This is a genomic window from Streptomyces anulatus (assembly GCF_014650675.1).
Classification (GTDB): domain Bacteria; phylum Actinomycetota; class Actinomycetes; order Streptomycetales; family Streptomycetaceae; genus Streptomyces; species Streptomyces anulatus.
In genome coordinates this window covers 56,850-71,576 of record NZ_BMVK01000024.1, presented here as the reverse complement: position 1 = coordinate 71,576, position 14,727 = coordinate 56,850, and the positions used below count along the sequence as shown (strand labels likewise).

At 72.8% G+C, this 14,727-nt stretch carries 12 protein-coding genes; 4 read left to right on the top strand and 8 right to left on the bottom strand.

Annotated elements, in window-relative coordinates; all coding sequences use genetic code 11:
- Window positions 1-90: 90 nt before the first annotated feature.
- Both IE272_RS35840 and pgm read left to right on the top strand, forming a co-directional pair.
- Entirely contained in the window at window positions 91-1,158 is a 1,068-nt protein-coding gene (locus IE272_RS35840; RefSeq protein ID WP_057660967.1) for a chitinase, read from the top strand.
- A 216-nt stretch (window positions 1,159-1,374) separates the two neighbouring features.
- Complete coding sequence (pgm, locus tag IE272_RS35835) at window positions 1,375-3,018, top strand: phosphoglucomutase (alpha-D-glucose-1,6-bisphosphate-dependent) (RefSeq protein ID WP_050361534.1); 1,644 nt, start codon at window positions 1,375-1,377, stop codon at window positions 3,016-3,018.
- Window positions 3,019-3,059: 41 nt separating this feature from the next.
- Here the strand turns inward: pgm and rho are convergent, their stop codons facing one another.
- The 6 genes from rho to IE272_RS35805 form a co-directional block, all read right to left on the bottom strand.
- On the bottom strand, window positions 3,060-4,199 hold the full coding sequence (gene rho / locus IE272_RS35830) for a transcription termination factor Rho (protein WP_190009876.1): 1,140 nt from the start codon (window positions 4,197-4,199) through the stop codon (window positions 3,060-3,062).
- 371 nt (window positions 4,200-4,570) lie between these two features.
- Window positions 4,571-4,810, bottom strand: a complete 240-nt coding sequence (locus IE272_RS35825; RefSeq protein WP_078961407.1) for a phosphopantetheine-binding protein — start codon at window positions 4,808-4,810, stop codon at window positions 4,571-4,573.
- Window positions 4,807-5,439, bottom strand: coding sequence for an isochorismatase family protein (locus tag IE272_RS35820; RefSeq protein WP_190009874.1), 633 nt, complete (start codon window positions 5,437-5,439; stop codon window positions 4,807-4,809). Before IE272_RS35820 ends, IE272_RS35825 begins: the two co-directional genes overlap by 4 nt.
- 29 nt (window positions 5,440-5,468) lie before the next feature.
- Complete coding sequence (locus tag IE272_RS35815) at window positions 5,469-7,106, bottom strand: (2,3-dihydroxybenzoyl)adenylate synthase (protein WP_050361538.1); 1,638 nt, start codon at window positions 7,104-7,106, stop codon at window positions 5,469-5,471.
- Window positions 7,103-8,308 (bottom strand): isochorismate synthase DhbC, encoded by a 1,206-nt coding sequence (gene dhbC, locus IE272_RS35810; protein ID WP_050361539.1) that lies wholly within the window; start codon window positions 8,306-8,308, stop codon window positions 7,103-7,105. The genes IE272_RS35815 and dhbC overlap by 4 nt, the downstream gene beginning before the upstream one ends.
- A gap of 86 nt (window positions 8,309-8,394) precedes the next feature.
- Window positions 8,395-9,225: a 2,3-dihydro-2,3-dihydroxybenzoate dehydrogenase gene (locus tag IE272_RS35805; RefSeq protein ID WP_098892803.1), complete on the bottom strand. Its 831-nt coding sequence runs from the start codon at window positions 9,223-9,225 to the stop codon at window positions 8,395-8,397.
- Window positions 9,226-9,324: 99 nt separating this feature from the next.
- Here IE272_RS35805 and fhuB point away from each other — a divergent pair, with 99 nt between their 5' ends.
- The gene (gene fhuB / locus IE272_RS35800) at window positions 9,325-11,679 is read left to right on the top strand and encodes a Fe(3+)-hydroxamate ABC transporter permease FhuB (protein WP_190009872.1); all 2,355 of its coding nucleotides are present in this window, start codon (window positions 9,325-9,327) and stop codon (window positions 11,677-11,679) included.
- Between the two features lie 13 nt (window positions 11,680-11,692).
- Window positions 11,693-12,976, top strand: a complete 1,284-nt coding sequence (gene fes, locus IE272_RS35795; protein ID WP_050361542.1) for an enterochelin esterase — start codon at window positions 11,693-11,695, stop codon at window positions 12,974-12,976.
- Between the two features lie 88 nt (window positions 12,977-13,064).
- Here fes and IE272_RS35790 read toward each other — a convergent pair whose 3' ends face one another.
- The gene (locus tag IE272_RS35790; protein ID WP_190009870.1) at window positions 13,065-14,525 is read right to left on the bottom strand and encodes a DHA2 family efflux MFS transporter permease subunit; all 1,461 of its coding nucleotides are present in this window, start codon (window positions 14,523-14,525) and stop codon (window positions 13,065-13,067) included.
- Window positions 14,522-14,725, bottom strand: a complete 204-nt coding sequence (locus IE272_RS35785) for an MbtH family protein (protein ID WP_050361544.1) — start codon at window positions 14,723-14,725, stop codon at window positions 14,522-14,524. Before IE272_RS35785 ends, IE272_RS35790 begins: the two co-directional genes overlap by 4 nt.
- Window positions 14,726-14,727: the final 2 nt, after the last annotated feature.

Here is a 14,727-nt window from a genome sequence, read left to right as displayed (position 1 = left end):
TACGGTTTGGCAGGGTCACGACATAGGGCGGGGCGGGGCGAACCTTTCGCCCCGTCGGCGGCGGACCCGGGCTGGAAGGACGTACGGATCATGGGTCGTACCTCACGACTGCTGGGCCTCGGCCTGGCCGCGGCGCTCGTCGTACCGATGCTGGTCGGAGCCGCGCCGCCCAGAGCCGCGGAGACGAACAGCGCGGCCGCCGAGACCTGTGCGGTCAAGTCGAAGCCCACGGGCAAGGTGCTCCAGGGGTACTGGGAGAACTGGGACGGGGCGGCCAACGGCGTGCATCCGCCGCTCGGCTGGATCCCGATCACCGACTCCCGCATCACCCAGCACGGCTACAACGTCATCAACGCGGCCTTCCCCGTCATCCGCTCCGACGGCACCGTCCTCTGGGAGGACGGCATGGACAGCACCGTCAAGGTCGCCACTCCCGCCGAGATGTGCCAGGCCAAGGCCTCCGGGCTCACCACCCTCATGTCGATCGGCGGAGCCGCCGCAGGGATCGATCTCAGCTCCAGCAAGGTGGCCGACCGGTTCGTCGAGACCATCGTCCCGATCCTGAAGAAGTACAACTTCGACGGCATCGACATCGACATCGAGACCGGCCTCGTCGGCAGCGGCAACATCAACCAGCTGTCCGCGTCGCAGGCCAACCTCATCCGCATCATCGACGGGGTCCTCGCCGCGATGCCGCCGAACTTCGGTCTCACCATGGCCCCCGAGACGGCGTACGTCACCGGCGGCAGCGTGGTCTACGGCTCGATCTGGGGCTCGTACCTGCCCATCATCAAGAAGTACGCCGACAACGGCCGCCTGTGGTGGCTGAACATGCAGTACTACAACGGCAGCATGTACGGCTGCTCCGGCGACTCCTACTCCGCCGGCACCGTCGCGGGCTTCACCGCCCAGACCGACTGCCTGAACAAGGGGCTCGTCATCCAGGGCACCACCATCAAGGTGCCCTACGACAAGCAGGTCCCCGGCCTCCCCGCCCAGCCCGGCGCCGGCGGCGGCCACATGTCCACCGGACTGGTCTCGCAGGCCTGGAACCACTACAACGGCTCCCTCAAGGGACTGATGACCTGGTCCCTGAACTGGGACGGCTCCAGGGGCTGGACCTTCGGCGACAACGTGAGGTCCCTCCAGGGCCGTTGAGCCCCCAGCCGTACGGTTTCCGCGCCCCCGGTCCGCTCCGGACCGGGGGCGCGGCGCTGCTCCGGCCGGGGGGCGACACGAGGAAGGCGTGAACCGGTCGCGCACCGGGGCGGCCGGGAGAGCAGAATCGGGTACGGACCGGGGTGATCGTTTCCCGGTGCGCCGGACCCGTCTCCCCACGGGCCGGCCGACGACGAAGACGTACGAGGAGCCCCGATGGTGCACGAACGGGCCGGTCACCCGGCGCAGTCCGCAGACCTGGTCGACGTGGCACGGCTGGTGACGGCCTATTACGCGCTCCACCCCGATCCGGCCGAGCCCGCCCAGCGGGTGGCCTTCGGGACCTCCGGCCACCGCGGCTCCGCGTTCGCCGCCGCGTTCAACGAGGACCACATCGCCGCGACCACCCAGGCGATCTGCGACTACCGCGCCCGCCAGGGCATCGACGGACCCCTGTTCCTCGGCGCGGACACCCATGCGCTGTCCGAACCCGCCCGGGTCACCGCCCTGGAGGTGCTCGCCGCCAACGGGGTCACGGCCCTCATCGACAGCGAGGACGGCTATACCCCGACCCCCGCCGTCTCGCACGCCATCCTCACGTACAACCGGGGCCGCACCGAGCACCTGGCCGACGGCATCGTGGTCACGCCCTCGCACAACCCGCCCGCCGACGGCGGCTTCAAGTACAACCCGCCGAACGGGGGGCCTGCCGCCTCCGACGCCACCTCATGGATCCAGGACCGGGCCAACGCCCTGATCGAGGCCGGACTCGGCGTGGTCCGCCGGATGCCGTACGCCCAGGCCCTGGCCGCCGACACCACCCACCGGTACGACTTCCTGACCGCGTACGTCGACGACCTGCCCTCCGTCCTCGACCTCGACGCCGTACGGGACGCGGGGATCCGCATCGGCGCGGACCCGCTCGGCGGCGCGTCCGTCGCCTACTGGGGGCGGATCGCGGAACGCCACCGGATCGACCTCACCGTCGTCAACCCGCTCGCCGACCCCACCTGGCGGTTCATGACGCTGGACTGGGACGGGAAGATCCGCATGGACTGCTCGTCCCCGCACGCCATGGCCTCGCTGATCGCCCAGCGCGACGCGTACGCCATCGCCACCGGGAACGACGCCGACGCCGACCGGCACGGCATCGTCACCCCCGACGGCGGCCTGATGAACCCCAACCACTACCTGGCCGTCGCCATCGACTACCTCTACACCCACCGCGACGGCTGGGCCGCCGGGACCGGCATCGGCAAGACCCTGGTCTCCTCGTCCATGATCGACCGGGTCGCCCACGACCTCGGCCGCACCCTGGTGGAGGTCCCGGTCGGCTTCAAGTGGTTCGTCGACGGCCTCTTCGACGGAAGCCTGGGATTCGGCGGCGAGGAGTCCGCGGGGGCCTCGTTCCTGCGCCGCGACGGCCGGGTCTGGACCACGGACAAGGACGGCATCCTGCTGGCCCTCCTCGCCTCCGAGATCACCGCCGTCACCGGATCCACCCCCTCCCAGCACTACGCGCGGCTCACCGGCCGCTTTGGCGACCCGGCGTACGCCCGCATCGACGCACCCGCCACCCGCGAGGAGAAGGCCGTCCTGGCCCGGCTCTCCCCGCAGCAGGTCAAGGCCGACACCCTGGCCGGAGAACCCGTGACCGCCGTGCTCACCGAGGCGCCCGGCAACGGAGCGCCGATCGGCGGCCTCAAGGTCTGCACCGACAGCGCCTGGTTCGCCGCCCGCCCCTCCGGCACCGAGGACGTCTACAAGGTGTACGCGGAGAGCTTCCAGGGCCCCGGTCATCTCGCCCGGGTCCAGGAGGAGGCCCGGGCACTGGTCTCCGAAGCGCTGGGCGACGCCTGAGCCCCTTCGTCCGGATCCGGCCCGCCGACCGGTGCCGGCGCTCAGGCGTCCGGCACCGTCGGCTGCACCTGCCGGAGGAAGGCCGCGTTGTCCGGGGTGCGCCTGACCCTGTCGAGCAGCACCTGAAGGGCGCCCTGGCCGTCGCGTGTGTTCAGGGCGCGGCGCAGGGCCCGAACGGCAGCCAACTCACCCGGAGCGAACAGGAGTTCCTCGCGGCGGGTGCCGGAGCGGGCGATGTCGACGGCGGGGAAGATCCGCGCTTCGGCGGCGGAGCGGTCCAGGCGCAGTTCCATGTTGCCGGTGCCCTTCAGCTCCTCGAAGAAGAAGTCGTCGGCCCGTGAACCCGTCTCCACGAGGGCCGTCGCCAGGATGGTCAGCGAACCGCCCTCCTCGGCACAACGGGCCGCGCCGAACAGCTTCTTGGGTCCTGCCAGGGACGCCGCGTCGACGCCGCCGCTCAGGGTCCGGCCGCCCGCGCGGGCCGCGTTGTTGTGGGCCCGGCACAGCCGCGTGAGGGAGTCCAGCAGGATCACCACGTCCCGGCCCTGCTCGACGAGGCGCCGGCCGCGCTCGACGGCGAGTTCGGCCAGGGCGATGTGCTCCCGCGCGGGCCGGTCGAAGGTCGACGCGTACACCTCGCCGCGTACGGAGCGGCGCATGTCCGTGACCTCCTCGGGCCGCTCGTCGAGCAGCACCACCATCAGGTGCGCCTCGGGGTGGTTGGTGGCGACGGAGGCGGCCAACTGCTGCAACAGCACCGTCTTCCCCGTCCGGGGCGGTGCGACGAGGAGGCCGCGCTGGCCCTTGCCGACGGGGGAGACGAGATCGACGATGCGCGGTGCGGGCCCGCCGCGCGGTGTTTCCAGGCGCAGCCGCTCGCGGGGGTGCACCGGTGTCAGGTCGCGGAAGCGGGCACGGCCCCGCAGCTCCTGCGGGGCGAGTCCGTTCACACGGTCGACCGAGGACAGGACGCGCGGCCGGTCGCAGCCGCCCTCGACGGCGTCGCCCTTGCGGAGTCCGAGGCGGCGGACGAGGGCGGACGACACCTGGATGTCGTCGGGGGAGGGGTGGCCGCCGTTCACACGGAGCATGCCGTGTCCGTCGTCGGCGGTGTCGAGGAGGCCGGCGACCCGGACGGGGCGCCGTTCCCCGGTCGCGGGGCGTTCGAGTGTGGTGGTCATGGGAGGGGTCCTTTCGCGGACAGGCGAATGAGGGGACCGGCTTACGGAGGGGGCGGCGGGAATCACGCCACGCACCGGGGGCACGGAAGCCCTGGGCCGGAGAGACAGCGAAAACGCTGGGAAGAAAGCTGGATCGCCGGTCGGAAAGGACGGGCGCAACAGCGGTGGAGAGGAATCAGCACCGGTGCCCGATGAGAAGGGGCATACACATGTGCTCATCGCACTGTACCACTATGCGCCGGGAGCGCGTCGTGACAACCGTGGGATCCTCCGTCGGACGCGCGTCGCGCAGGCCCTGACATGCGTCGAGGGCGGTGGGAACCCGATGTTCGGGTCCCACCACCCTCGGTGGCGGCGGCAGGGCCGCAAGGTCAGCCGGTCACACCCAGCAGCGGGGCCCAGGACTCCAGTGCGGGCTTCTCGGCGAGGTCGGCGAAGGCCACCTCGATGCCGTGGTCGCGGCGCCAGGCGGCGGCCAGCGACATCAGGCGGACGGAGTCGAGGCCGTAGTCGACGAGGTTCTCGTCGAGGGGGATCTCCTCGGGGTCCTCGCCGAGGACGTCGGCGACATCGGCACGGAGCTGTTCGAGCGTGAGCGTCACAGCGGTCACTTCCCTTCGAAGACGGTCCGGGCGGTCGTGACGACGGCGCACTTGCCCGCGGCCCAGCGCAGCGCCGTCGCATGGTCATCGGCCGAGAAGTCCGCCACCGCGTCGGCCACCACGAACGCCTGGATGTCCTGCATCCAGGCGTCGCACGCGGTCATGAGCACGCCGATGTGGGCGTAGACGCCGGTGATGACGATCTGGTCGCGGCCCTGCTCGCGCAGGCGCTCCAGCAGATCGGTGCGGACGAATCCGCTGTACTTCCACTTGGTGAGGACGGCGTCGCCCGCGTCGGGTGCGACCTCGTCCGCGATGGCCGCCAGGTGCTCGTCGGCCGGGAGTCCGGGGCCCCAGAAGTCCTGCTGGAGACCGCGCTCCTCGGCGCTCTGGCCGCCGGGCTGCGCGGTGTAGAGCACCGGCACGTCGAGCCGGGTCGCGTTCTTCTTCAACTCCGCCACATTCGCGAGGAGTTCGGGCACGGGTGCGGCCCGGCGATCGTACGCCGACAGGAAGTAGTTCTGCAGATCGTGGACGAGGAGCACCGCACGCGCGGGGTCGACGGTCCACCCGACCCGGTTGGCGGGCAGCTCGTCGGCGGCCGGCATGGGGTAGGGGACGATGGCGGGCAGAGCCATGGTGGAGAGGGTTCCGTTCGGGGAGTCGTTCAGCGGGACGGGGAGGAGGAAGTGGTGCGGGCGGCGGCGTTGCGCAGGTCCTTCTTGGAGACCTTGCCCACGCCGGTCTGCGGGAAGGCGTCGACGAACTCGACCCGGTCAGGCACCTTGTAGGCGGCCAGGCCCCGTTCGCGTACGAACCGTTTGACGGCCACCGCCTTGAGCGGACCCGCGCCCGAGCGCAGGATCACGTAGGCGCAGACGCGTTCGCCCAGATACGGATCGGGCTCGGCCACCACGTTGGCGTCGTGCACGGCCGGGTGGGCGAGGATGTGGTTCTCGACCTCCTCGGCGGCGATCTTCTCGCCGCCCCGGTTGATCTGGTCCTTGGCGCGCCCCTCGACGACGATGTGCCCGGTGCCGGTGACCCGCACGATGTCGCCGGTGCGGTAGAAGCCGTCCTCGGTGAAGGAGCGGGCGTTGTGCTCGGGGGCGTTCCAGTAGCCCCGGATGGTGTACGGGCCCCGGGTCAGCAGATGGCCGGTCTCGCCGGGGGGCACTTCCCGGTCCTCGTCGTCGACGACCAGGATCTCGTCGTCGGGCGAGATGGGCCGCCCCTGGGTGGTGACGATGGTCTCGACCGGGTCGTCCAGCCGGGTGTAGTTGACCAGCCCCTCGGCCATGCCGAACACCTGCTGGAGCGTACAGCCGAGAGCGGGCCGCACCCGGCGTGCCGCCTCCTCGCTGAACTTGGCGCCCCCCACGAGCAGGACGTCCAGGCTGCCGATGTCGTGGGCGGTGCCCGGCGCGGCCTCCGTCCACAGCAGGGCCAGCGGCGGCACGAGCCCGGTGATGGTGACGCCCTCACGCTCGATCAGCGGGAACGCCACCTCGGGCGAGGGCGCCGGGCACAGCACCACACGGCCGCCGGCGTACAGCGTGCCGAGCGAACCGGGGGAGGAGAGCGGGAAGTTGTGGGCCGCCGGCAGGACGCACAGGTAGACGCTCCGCTCGTCGACGGCGCAGATCTCGTTGGATCCCCACAGCGAGTAGATGTAGTCGTCGTGGGTGCGCGGGATCAGTTTCGGTACGCCCGTGCTGCCGCCGGAGAGCTGGAGGAAGGCCAGGTCGTCCGGGCGGGGCCCGCCGTAGCCGACCGGCTCCTCGGCCACCTCGACCAGCGCCTCGAACGCGCCGGGATCCCCCTGGGCGACGAACACATGGCGCAGCGTGGCCACATTGGCGAGGGTCTTCGAGGCCAGCTCACGGTAGTCGTAGCCGCCGTGCTCGGCGGCGATGACATAGGCCACCGCCCCGGTGAACTCGCAGAAGTAGGTGATCTCGCTCTCGCGGTGGGCCGGCAGCGCGAAGACGGGCAGCGCGCCGATCCGGAACAGCGCGAAGATCACCTCGAAGAACTCGGCGATGTTGGGGAGTTGCACCACCACCTTGTCGCCCTTGGCGATGCCGCGGGCGAGGAAGCCCGCCGCCAGCCGGTCGGCCCGCCGGTCGAGATCGGCGTACGTCCACCGGCTGCCCGCCACCGGGTCGACGATCGCGACCCGGTCCGGATGGTCCTCGGCGCGCCGGCGCAGCATCTCCCCGAAGGTCTCCCCGCGCCACCAGCCGGCCGCCCGGTACTTCTCCGCGAACTCGGCGGGCCAGGTGGGCGCCGCGTCCGTACTCACAGTTCGGCTCCCACGGCGCTCAGGAAGGTGCGGAACTTGGCCGCGGTCTCGGCGGTCTCCGCCTCGGGCTCGGAGGCGGCGACGATGCCCGCTCCCGCGTACAGGCGCAGCGTGCGCTCCTCGGCGTCGGCGCAGCGGATCGTGACGACCCACTCGCCGTCGCCCCCGGCATCGCCCCAGCCGACCACTCCGGTGAAGAAGCCGCGGTCGAACGGTTCGGTCTCCGCTATGACCTGACGGGCCGTCGGCGTCGGCGTACCGCACACGGCGGGCGTCGGATGCAGCGCGCAGGCCAGCTCCAGCGCCGAGGCGTCGGGGGAGGCGAGGGTGCCGACGACCGTGGTGGACAGGTGCCACATGGTGGCGGTGCGGATGAGCGTAGGGCGGGCCGGGACGGTCAGTTCCGTGCAGTACGGGGCGAGGGCCTGGTGGACGGCGTCGACGACGACGGCGTGCTCGTGGAGGTCCTTGACGGACTCCAGCAGTGTGGCCGCCCGGCGTACGTCCTCGGCGAGGTCGGCGCTGCGTGGGGTCGACCCGGCGAGCGGGTTGGCCACGACCTGCTTGCCGCGGCGGGAGACGAGCAGTTCGGGGCTGGCGCCGATGAGGGTGCGCCCGGGGCCGGTCGGCAGCGCGAAGGTGTAGCCGGAGGGGTCGCGGCGGGCGAGGCGCTGGAGCATCGCGGGCAGGTCGAGCGGAGCCCCGGAGGTGAGTTCGAGCGTGCGGGCCAGGACGACCTTGCTGAACTCGCCGCGCCACATGCGCTCCACGGCGGATGCGACGCCCTTGCCGTAGATCTCCGGTTCGGGCACCGGGCGTATCCGCCAGTTCCCCGCGGAGGGCGCGCTCGCGGGCAGCGCGATGAGCGGGTCGGAGGCGAGCGGCGGCGCGCAGCGCACCGCGTCCGGGACGCTCAGGGCGGCCGGGGCGGTGTGATCGAAGGGGATGGCGCCCATGACCACCGGAGACTCCTGGCCGGCGGCGACCGCTGCGGCGAGCGTGGCTCCCACCCGTGCGGTCAACGGTCTCTCGTCATGGGGGACATGGCGTCCCGGGCCCCGTGCGAGCAGCGTGCGTCCGGGGGTGGCGAGAAAGTGGTCGCCCGGTGTGTAGGCGTCCAGCAGCGAAGTGGCCGCTCCTACGGCCGGATGGGCCGGATCGGCCGGGGCGGTGTGCGTGGCGACCTGGGATGCCGTCGACACGGGGACTCCATTCTCGATGGTCCCGTCAGCGGGTGCGGGGGGCTGGATGGGAGGTGAAGGAAGGACGAGGGGCGGCGCCGGGCCGGTCAGCGCAGGGTCGCGCCGCCGTCGACGTACAGCTCCTGCATGGTGATGTGGCGGGCGCGGTCCGAGGCGAGGAACGCCACCGTCTCCGCGATGTCCGCGGGGTCCGCGATCCGGCCGAGCGGGATGCCGGTGCGGTAGGTCGAGGGGTCTCCGTCGATGACGCGCTGCTCGGCGTCCGGACCGTTCCACAGCGCGCGTTGCATCGGTGTGTCGGTGGATCCGGGTGCGACGACGTTGCAGCGCACGCCGCTGCGGGCGAGTTCGAGCCCCAGGCACTTGGTGAACATGGCGGCGGCCGCCTTGGAGGCGGCGTAGGCGGCCATGCCGGTGCGGGGGATCCCGGCCGCGTTGGAGCCGACGGTGACCACCGAGCCGGATCCTCGGGCGGCCATGAGCGGGGCGACGGCCTGGGAGACATGGAAGACGCCGGTGGCGTTCACCGCGAAGGTGTCCGCCCAGTCCCGCGCGGGGAGCACGGCCGCCGGGCCGGTGCGCAGGATGCCCGCCACGTTCACCAGGACGTCGACCGGGCCCAGTTGGCGCTCCACCCGGGCCACGGTGTCCTCCACCGAGCTCCGGTCGGTGACGTCCATCACGTACGGGGTCAGGCTGCCCCCCGAGCGCTCGCCTTCGGGCAGTTTCTCCTGTGTCAGGGTCCACCGGGCGGCCGCCGCCTCGACGCCCGGAAGGGCGCGATCGGTGGCGGCCACGCGGGCGCCCTGGGTGGCGAGCAGGTCGGCGACGGCCGCGCCGATGCCTTGTGCGGCACCGGTGACCAGAGCAGTGCGGCCGATGAACTCGCCGCTTCTGCCCGGTATGTGCTCAGGCATGAGCAACCTCCTCCGGGTGTTAGGTAAGGGTAACCTAAATTGAACCGACCGCCCAGAAGGTGTCGAGCCGTCGATATCTACTTAGGCTAGCCTCACCTTATGCAAACGCCGCGCACGGGGACCACGGCCTCGGCTCCCGAACATCACTCCTCGACCGTTCAGTTGGGCGGGGACGAAGCCGACCGGACGGCGAAGGCCGTACCCGCCGGACACGAGGGAGCATTCCCGGGAACCGAAACCGGAACAACCTCGGAAACCGGACAGCCCGACGCCGAGCCCGGGGATCCCCGCCCCACGGCCGACCCGCGACGGCGGACCGTGGTGGCGGCCGCCGCCGGACTGGCCCTCGCCGTCCTCCTGTTGACGGCCCTCTCCCTCTCGATCGGCGCGGGCGAGGTCGGCCCCGGCGGCGTCCTCGACTACCTGCTGGGCCGGGACGGTGCACGCGACAACACCCGGCTCTCCCTCGTCGTCGGCGACCTGCGCCTCCCGCGCACCCTCACCGCACTGCTCGTCGGAGCCGCCCTCGGCGTCGCCGGGTGCCTGCTCCAGGCGGTCACCCGCAACCCGCTGGCCGAGACCGGACTGCTCGGCGTCAACGCGGGCGCCTCGCTCGGCGTCGTCGCCGGCATCGCACTCCTCGGCTTCGACTCCGGTTACGCCTACCTCGTCTGCGCGTTCGTCGGCGCGGTGGTCGCCAGCGGCCTCGTCCTCCTCATCTCCGGAAGACGCGGCGGCGGCTCTCCCATGCGCCTGGTCCTCGCCGGCGCGGCGCTCGGCGCGACCTTCGGCGGGCTCACCAGTGTCATCGTCGTCAACTCCGCGGAGACCTACGACAGATTCCGCTTCTGGGTCCTCGGCTCCCTCGCCGGGGTCGAGGGCTTCGGCGAACTCGGCCGCCTCGCCCCCGTGCTCGCCCTCGGCTTCGTCGTCGCCCTGCTGGTCGCCCGCCCGCTCTCCGCCCTCGCGCTCGGCGACGACCTGGCCCGCAGCCTCGGCCACCGGCCCCCCGTGATCCGTACGGTCGTCGCCGTCGGCGTCACCCTCCTGACCGCCGCCGCCGTGGCGCTCGCCGGCCCCATCTCCTTCCTCGGCCTGCTCGCCGGCTTCCTCGCCCGCGCCCTGGCCGGCACCCGGCTCGCGGCCCGGCTGCTGCTCGCCGGGCTCATCGGCGCCTGCGTCCTGACGGTCTCCGACATCGCCGCCCGCGTCGTCTCCCGGCCCTTCGAAGCGCCCGTCTCCGTCATCGTCGCCCTCATCGGCGCCCCCGTCCTCATCGCCATCGTCCGCTCGAAGCAGCTGGCCTCGATGGGCATGACGGAACCGGCCACCGAGGAGCGCGCCCCCGACCGCCCCCGCCGCCTCCGGATCGCCCTGCCCCGCCCCGCCCGACGCGCCCCGAAGGCGCTCCGGGTCCGCCCGGCCGACACCCTCGTCCTGCGGCGCGGCCCGCTGTCCCTGCTCGTCACCCGGCGCGCCGCCCTCGCCGCCCTCGCCCTCACCGGGGCCCTCCTGCTCGCCGTCGTCCTCTCCGCGTACGCGGGCCAGAGCGACATGGGCGTCGGCCGCACCTTCGGCGCGGTGTTCGGCCAGGGCGACCGCTTCGACGTCCTGCTCGTGCAGAAGTTCCGCCTCGGCCGCATCGTCGCCGGACTCACCGCGGGCGCCGCCCTCGGCCTCGCGGGCTGCCTCACCCAGACCCTGGCCCGCAACCGTCTGGCCACCCCCGAACTCCTCGGCGTCAACGACGGGGCCACCGCCGCCGTCCTGCTCTCCGTCACCCTCAGCGCCACCGGCTCCTTCGGCGCCTGGTGGGCCGGGCCGATCGGCGCGCTCGCCGCCGTCATCGTCGTCACCACCGTCTCCGGCGGCCTCGGCCAACACGGCTACCGCGTCCTCGTCGTCGGCCTCGCCATGTCCGCGCTGGCCTCCGCCATCACCCAGGTCGTCCTGTCCCGCAGATCCCTCTCCTCCGCGAGTTCGCTGTACGTATGGACCTCGGGCAGCCTCAACGGACGCAGCTACTCCGTCGCCGTCCCCGTCCTCATCGGCCTTGCCGTCCTGGTCCCGGTCGCCCTCGCCGTCGCCCGTCACCTGGGCGTCCTGCGCTTCGACGACGCGACCGCCTCCTCGCTCGGCTCCGCCCCCGGCCGGGTCCGGGCCCTGTCCCTGCTCCTGGCCGTCGCCCTCGCGGGCCTCGCGGTCGGCATCTGCGGCCCCGTCGGCTTCGTGGCGCTGGCCTCCCCGGTCATCGCCTCCCGGCTCGCCGGCCCCCTGCGCGTCCCGCTCGTCGGCTCGATGCTCACCGGAGCCGTCCTCGTGGTCGCCGCCGACACCCTCGGCCGCATCGCCCTCGACGGCGTCGAACTTCCCGTCGGCATCGTCACCACCGTCCTCGGCGGCCCGTTCCTGCTCTGGGTGCTGCTCGGCCGCTCGGCCGCCACCCGCGTCTGAGGGCGGCCCGCGCATGACCTGTCCACCGCGCCGCAACCCGTCCATCCCTCCCGCCCTCGCGGGACCGGCCCGATCCGAGGTGCCCACCGTGCGAAGCCCCCTGCTGCGTGAACTCCTCGAAGAGATACGGTCGGGCAGCCCCGACGCCGAGCAGGCGTTCTGGCGGTACGTGTCCGAAACCGGCGCCCCGCTTATCGAGCCCGACCCCGAGGGCGACCCTGGCCACCGGCTCGTCACCTTCGTCCGCCGCGAGGACCCCGAGCACCCCGCCACCCACGTCCTGGCCCTCGTCCACACGGTCACCGACAAGGACCGGCACGCGGGCGACCTCGCCCCGCACCTGATGGAACGCCTCGCAGGCACCGGAGTGTGGGCGATCAGCCACCGGCTGCGCGCCGACCACCGCGCCTCGTACCAGTTCCACGCCACCGACGGAACCCGCGAGGACGCCCTGCGCGCCGACCGCGCCGGCTGGCTCCAGGTCCTCGACCACGCCGGACCCGACCCGCTCAACGACCGCGCCCCGCTGCCCTCCCGGGACGGCCGCAACCCCGCCTCCGTACTCGAACTCCCCGAGGCCCCGGCCCAGGCGCATACCCGGCGGCGCGACGACGTGGACCGGGGACGGACGCTCGACGACGAGGTGGACGGCCGCCGGATCACGGTCCACCTGCCGCCCGGCCACCGCCCGGACGGCGGCCCCTACGCCCTCGCCGTGCTCCTCGACGGCGAGATGTGGGGCCCGGTCCTCGGCGTCGGCGACATCCTCGACAACCTGCACGCCGACGGGGACCTGCCCCCCACCGTGGCGGTCCTGGTCGACACCATGGGCCGGCGCATGGAGGACCTGGCCTGCAGCGGACCGTTCGTCGACTGGCTGGCCGACACCCTGCTGCCCCGGGTCGGACGGGAGTACGGGGCCGGGGCCGACGCCGCACGGACCGTCGTCGCCGGACAGAGCGCGGGCGGCCTCACCGCCGCGTTCGCCGCCTTCCGGCGACCCGACCGCTTCGGCCTCGCCCTCTCCCAGTCCGGCTCGTTCTGGTGGCCCGACGACCAACGCGGCAGTGAATGGCTCACCGGGCAGTACGCCCGGGGGGAACGCAGGCCGGTGACGCTCCACCTGGAGGTCGGCCTCCAGGAGTGGATGCTCCTCGCGGAGAACCGCAGGTTGCGCAATGTGCTGCGGGCCCGCGGATACGACGTCCGCTACCGGGAGTTCAACGGCGGCCACGACTACGCCTGCTGGCGCGGCGGCCTCGCCGACGGCCTCGCGGAACTGCTCGGCGGTCGCTGAGCGGTTCCACCGCGCCGCCGTCCCGACAGGGAAAAGGGGCGGGGCGGCATCCCCCCTCCGGATGCCGCCCCGCCCCCTCTTCGCGCTCTCAGCCCTTGACGGCCGGAGCCTCCACCGCGGCCGGGTCCTCACCGGGCGGCGGCGTGTCCTCGTCGTCGAACGGCGGCGGCTGCGGGGCCTCGCGCGGCAGCCGCAGCGCGATCAGCGCCCCGGCCGCGACGAGCGCCGCCGTCACCCAGACCGCGGTGCGGTACGGGCCCGGATCGGCTGTCTCCGTCACATGACCGCCGCCGATCACCGCCGCACAGGCGGCGATGCCCACCGCGCCGCCCAAGGTGCGGACGATCTGGAACAGACCCATCGCCCGACCCATGTCGGACGGCGCGATCGACGCGAACCCGGAGATCTGCACGGTCAGCACCGCCGTGCCGAGCACCAGGCCGATCAGGAACATCAGCCCGCGCACACTCCACGCGTTCTCCGCCACCCCGGGCACGGCGAGCGCCGCGAAGACCGCGGCGGCGACCAGCAACGCCGGCACGGTCAGCAGCCGGGGGCCGAGCCGGGGCAGCAGCCGGTCCACCACCTGCGAGGCGAGCATCAGCCCCACCGCCTCCGGGAACACGCTCAGCCCGGCATCCAGCGCCGACGCCCCCAGGCTCGCCTGGTAGAGGAGCGGGAACACGAACAGCACGCCCATCAGCCCGGCGGCCGTCACCCCGGCCAGTGCGGAGGCCGACCCGTACACCCGGTCGGCGAGCAGCCGCAGCTTCAGCAACGGCGTGCCCGCCCGCACCTGGTGCAGGACGGCGGCCACCAGCAGGACGGACCCCAGGACCGCGCTCACGGCGACGGCCGGCCGGGTCCAGCCCTGCGAGGGACCGAAGCCGAGCGCGTACGTCAGCAGCCCCAGCGCCGGAGTGGCCAGCCAGAAGCCGACGGAGTCGAACCGCCCCTCGGGGCCCTCGACATGCTCGCGCAGACCGAGGACGCCCAGAAGGACGGCGGCCGCCCCGATCGGCACGTTCACGAAGAACAGCCAGTGCCAGGAGAGGTGTTCGGTGAGCAGGCCGCCCAACGGCGGGCCGAGCGCCGGCATCAGGGCCGTCGGCACGATCAGCACCTTGGCCAGCTTCATCCGCTCGTGCGGCGGGAACGCCCGGAACAGCAGCGTCATCCCCACCGGCGTCAACAACCCGCCCGCCAGGCCCTGTACGGCCCTCGCCACCACCAGCGTCGTCAGATCGGGGGCCAGACCGCAGACGGCCGAGGCGATCGTGAACGCGGTCAGCGCGCCGAGGAACACCCGCTTCGTCCCGAACCGGTCGCCCAGCCACCCCGCCACCGGCAGCCCCACCGCGAGCGCGACCAGGAACGCGGTCTCCACGGTGTTCGCCGCCGACAGCGGACGCCCGAAGTCGCCCGCGATCGTGTAGAGCGCCGGGTTCACGATCGTCGAGTCCAGGCCGTTCATGCACATCGCGGCCGTGTAGACGAGGACGACGGCGACCCGGGGGCGTATCCGGGGCCGGATCAGCAGCCCGCTCACCGCGCGGCGGCGGCGACGGGGCCGTCCCAGTGCGCGGCGATCCAGTCCAGCGCGTCCTGCCGGGCGCACGGGCCATGAGCCGTCGACCAGCCCTCGGGCACCGCGGCGAACAGCGGCCACAGCGAGTGCTGGCCCTCCGCGTTGGTCAGCACGAGGAACTCCCCGTCCGTATCGAAGGGGTTGGCGGATGCGTCGCTCATCG

Bases quoted from the DNA above. Each gene is read 5' to 3' on its own strand.
- IE272_RS35840 (WP_057660967.1), top strand. From the start codon at position 91: ATGGGTCGTACCTCACGACTGCTGGGCCTCGGCCTGGCCGCGGCGCTC.
- pgm (WP_050361534.1), top strand. From the start codon at position 1,375: ATGGTGCACGAACGGGCCGGTCACCCGGCGCAGTCCGCAGACCTGGTC.
- rho (WP_190009876.1), bottom strand. From the start codon at position 4,199: ATGACCACCACACTCGAACGCCCCGCGACCGGGGAACGGCGCCCCGTC.
- IE272_RS35820 (WP_190009874.1), bottom strand. From the start codon at position 5,439: ATGGCTCTGCCCGCCATCGTCCCCTACCCCATGCCGGCCGCCGACGAG.
- IE272_RS35805 (WP_098892803.1), bottom strand. From the start codon at position 9,225: ATGCCTGAGCACATACCGGGCAGAAGCGGCGAGTTCATCGGCCGCACT.
- fhuB (WP_190009872.1), top strand. From the start codon at position 9,325: ATGCAAACGCCGCGCACGGGGACCACGGCCTCGGCTCCCGAACATCAC.
- fes (WP_050361542.1), top strand. From the start codon at position 11,693: ATGACCTGTCCACCGCGCCGCAACCCGTCCATCCCTCCCGCCCTCGCG.
- IE272_RS35785 (WP_050361544.1), bottom strand. From the start codon at position 14,725: ATGAGCGACGCATCCGCCAACCCCTTCGATACGGACGGGGAGTTCCTC.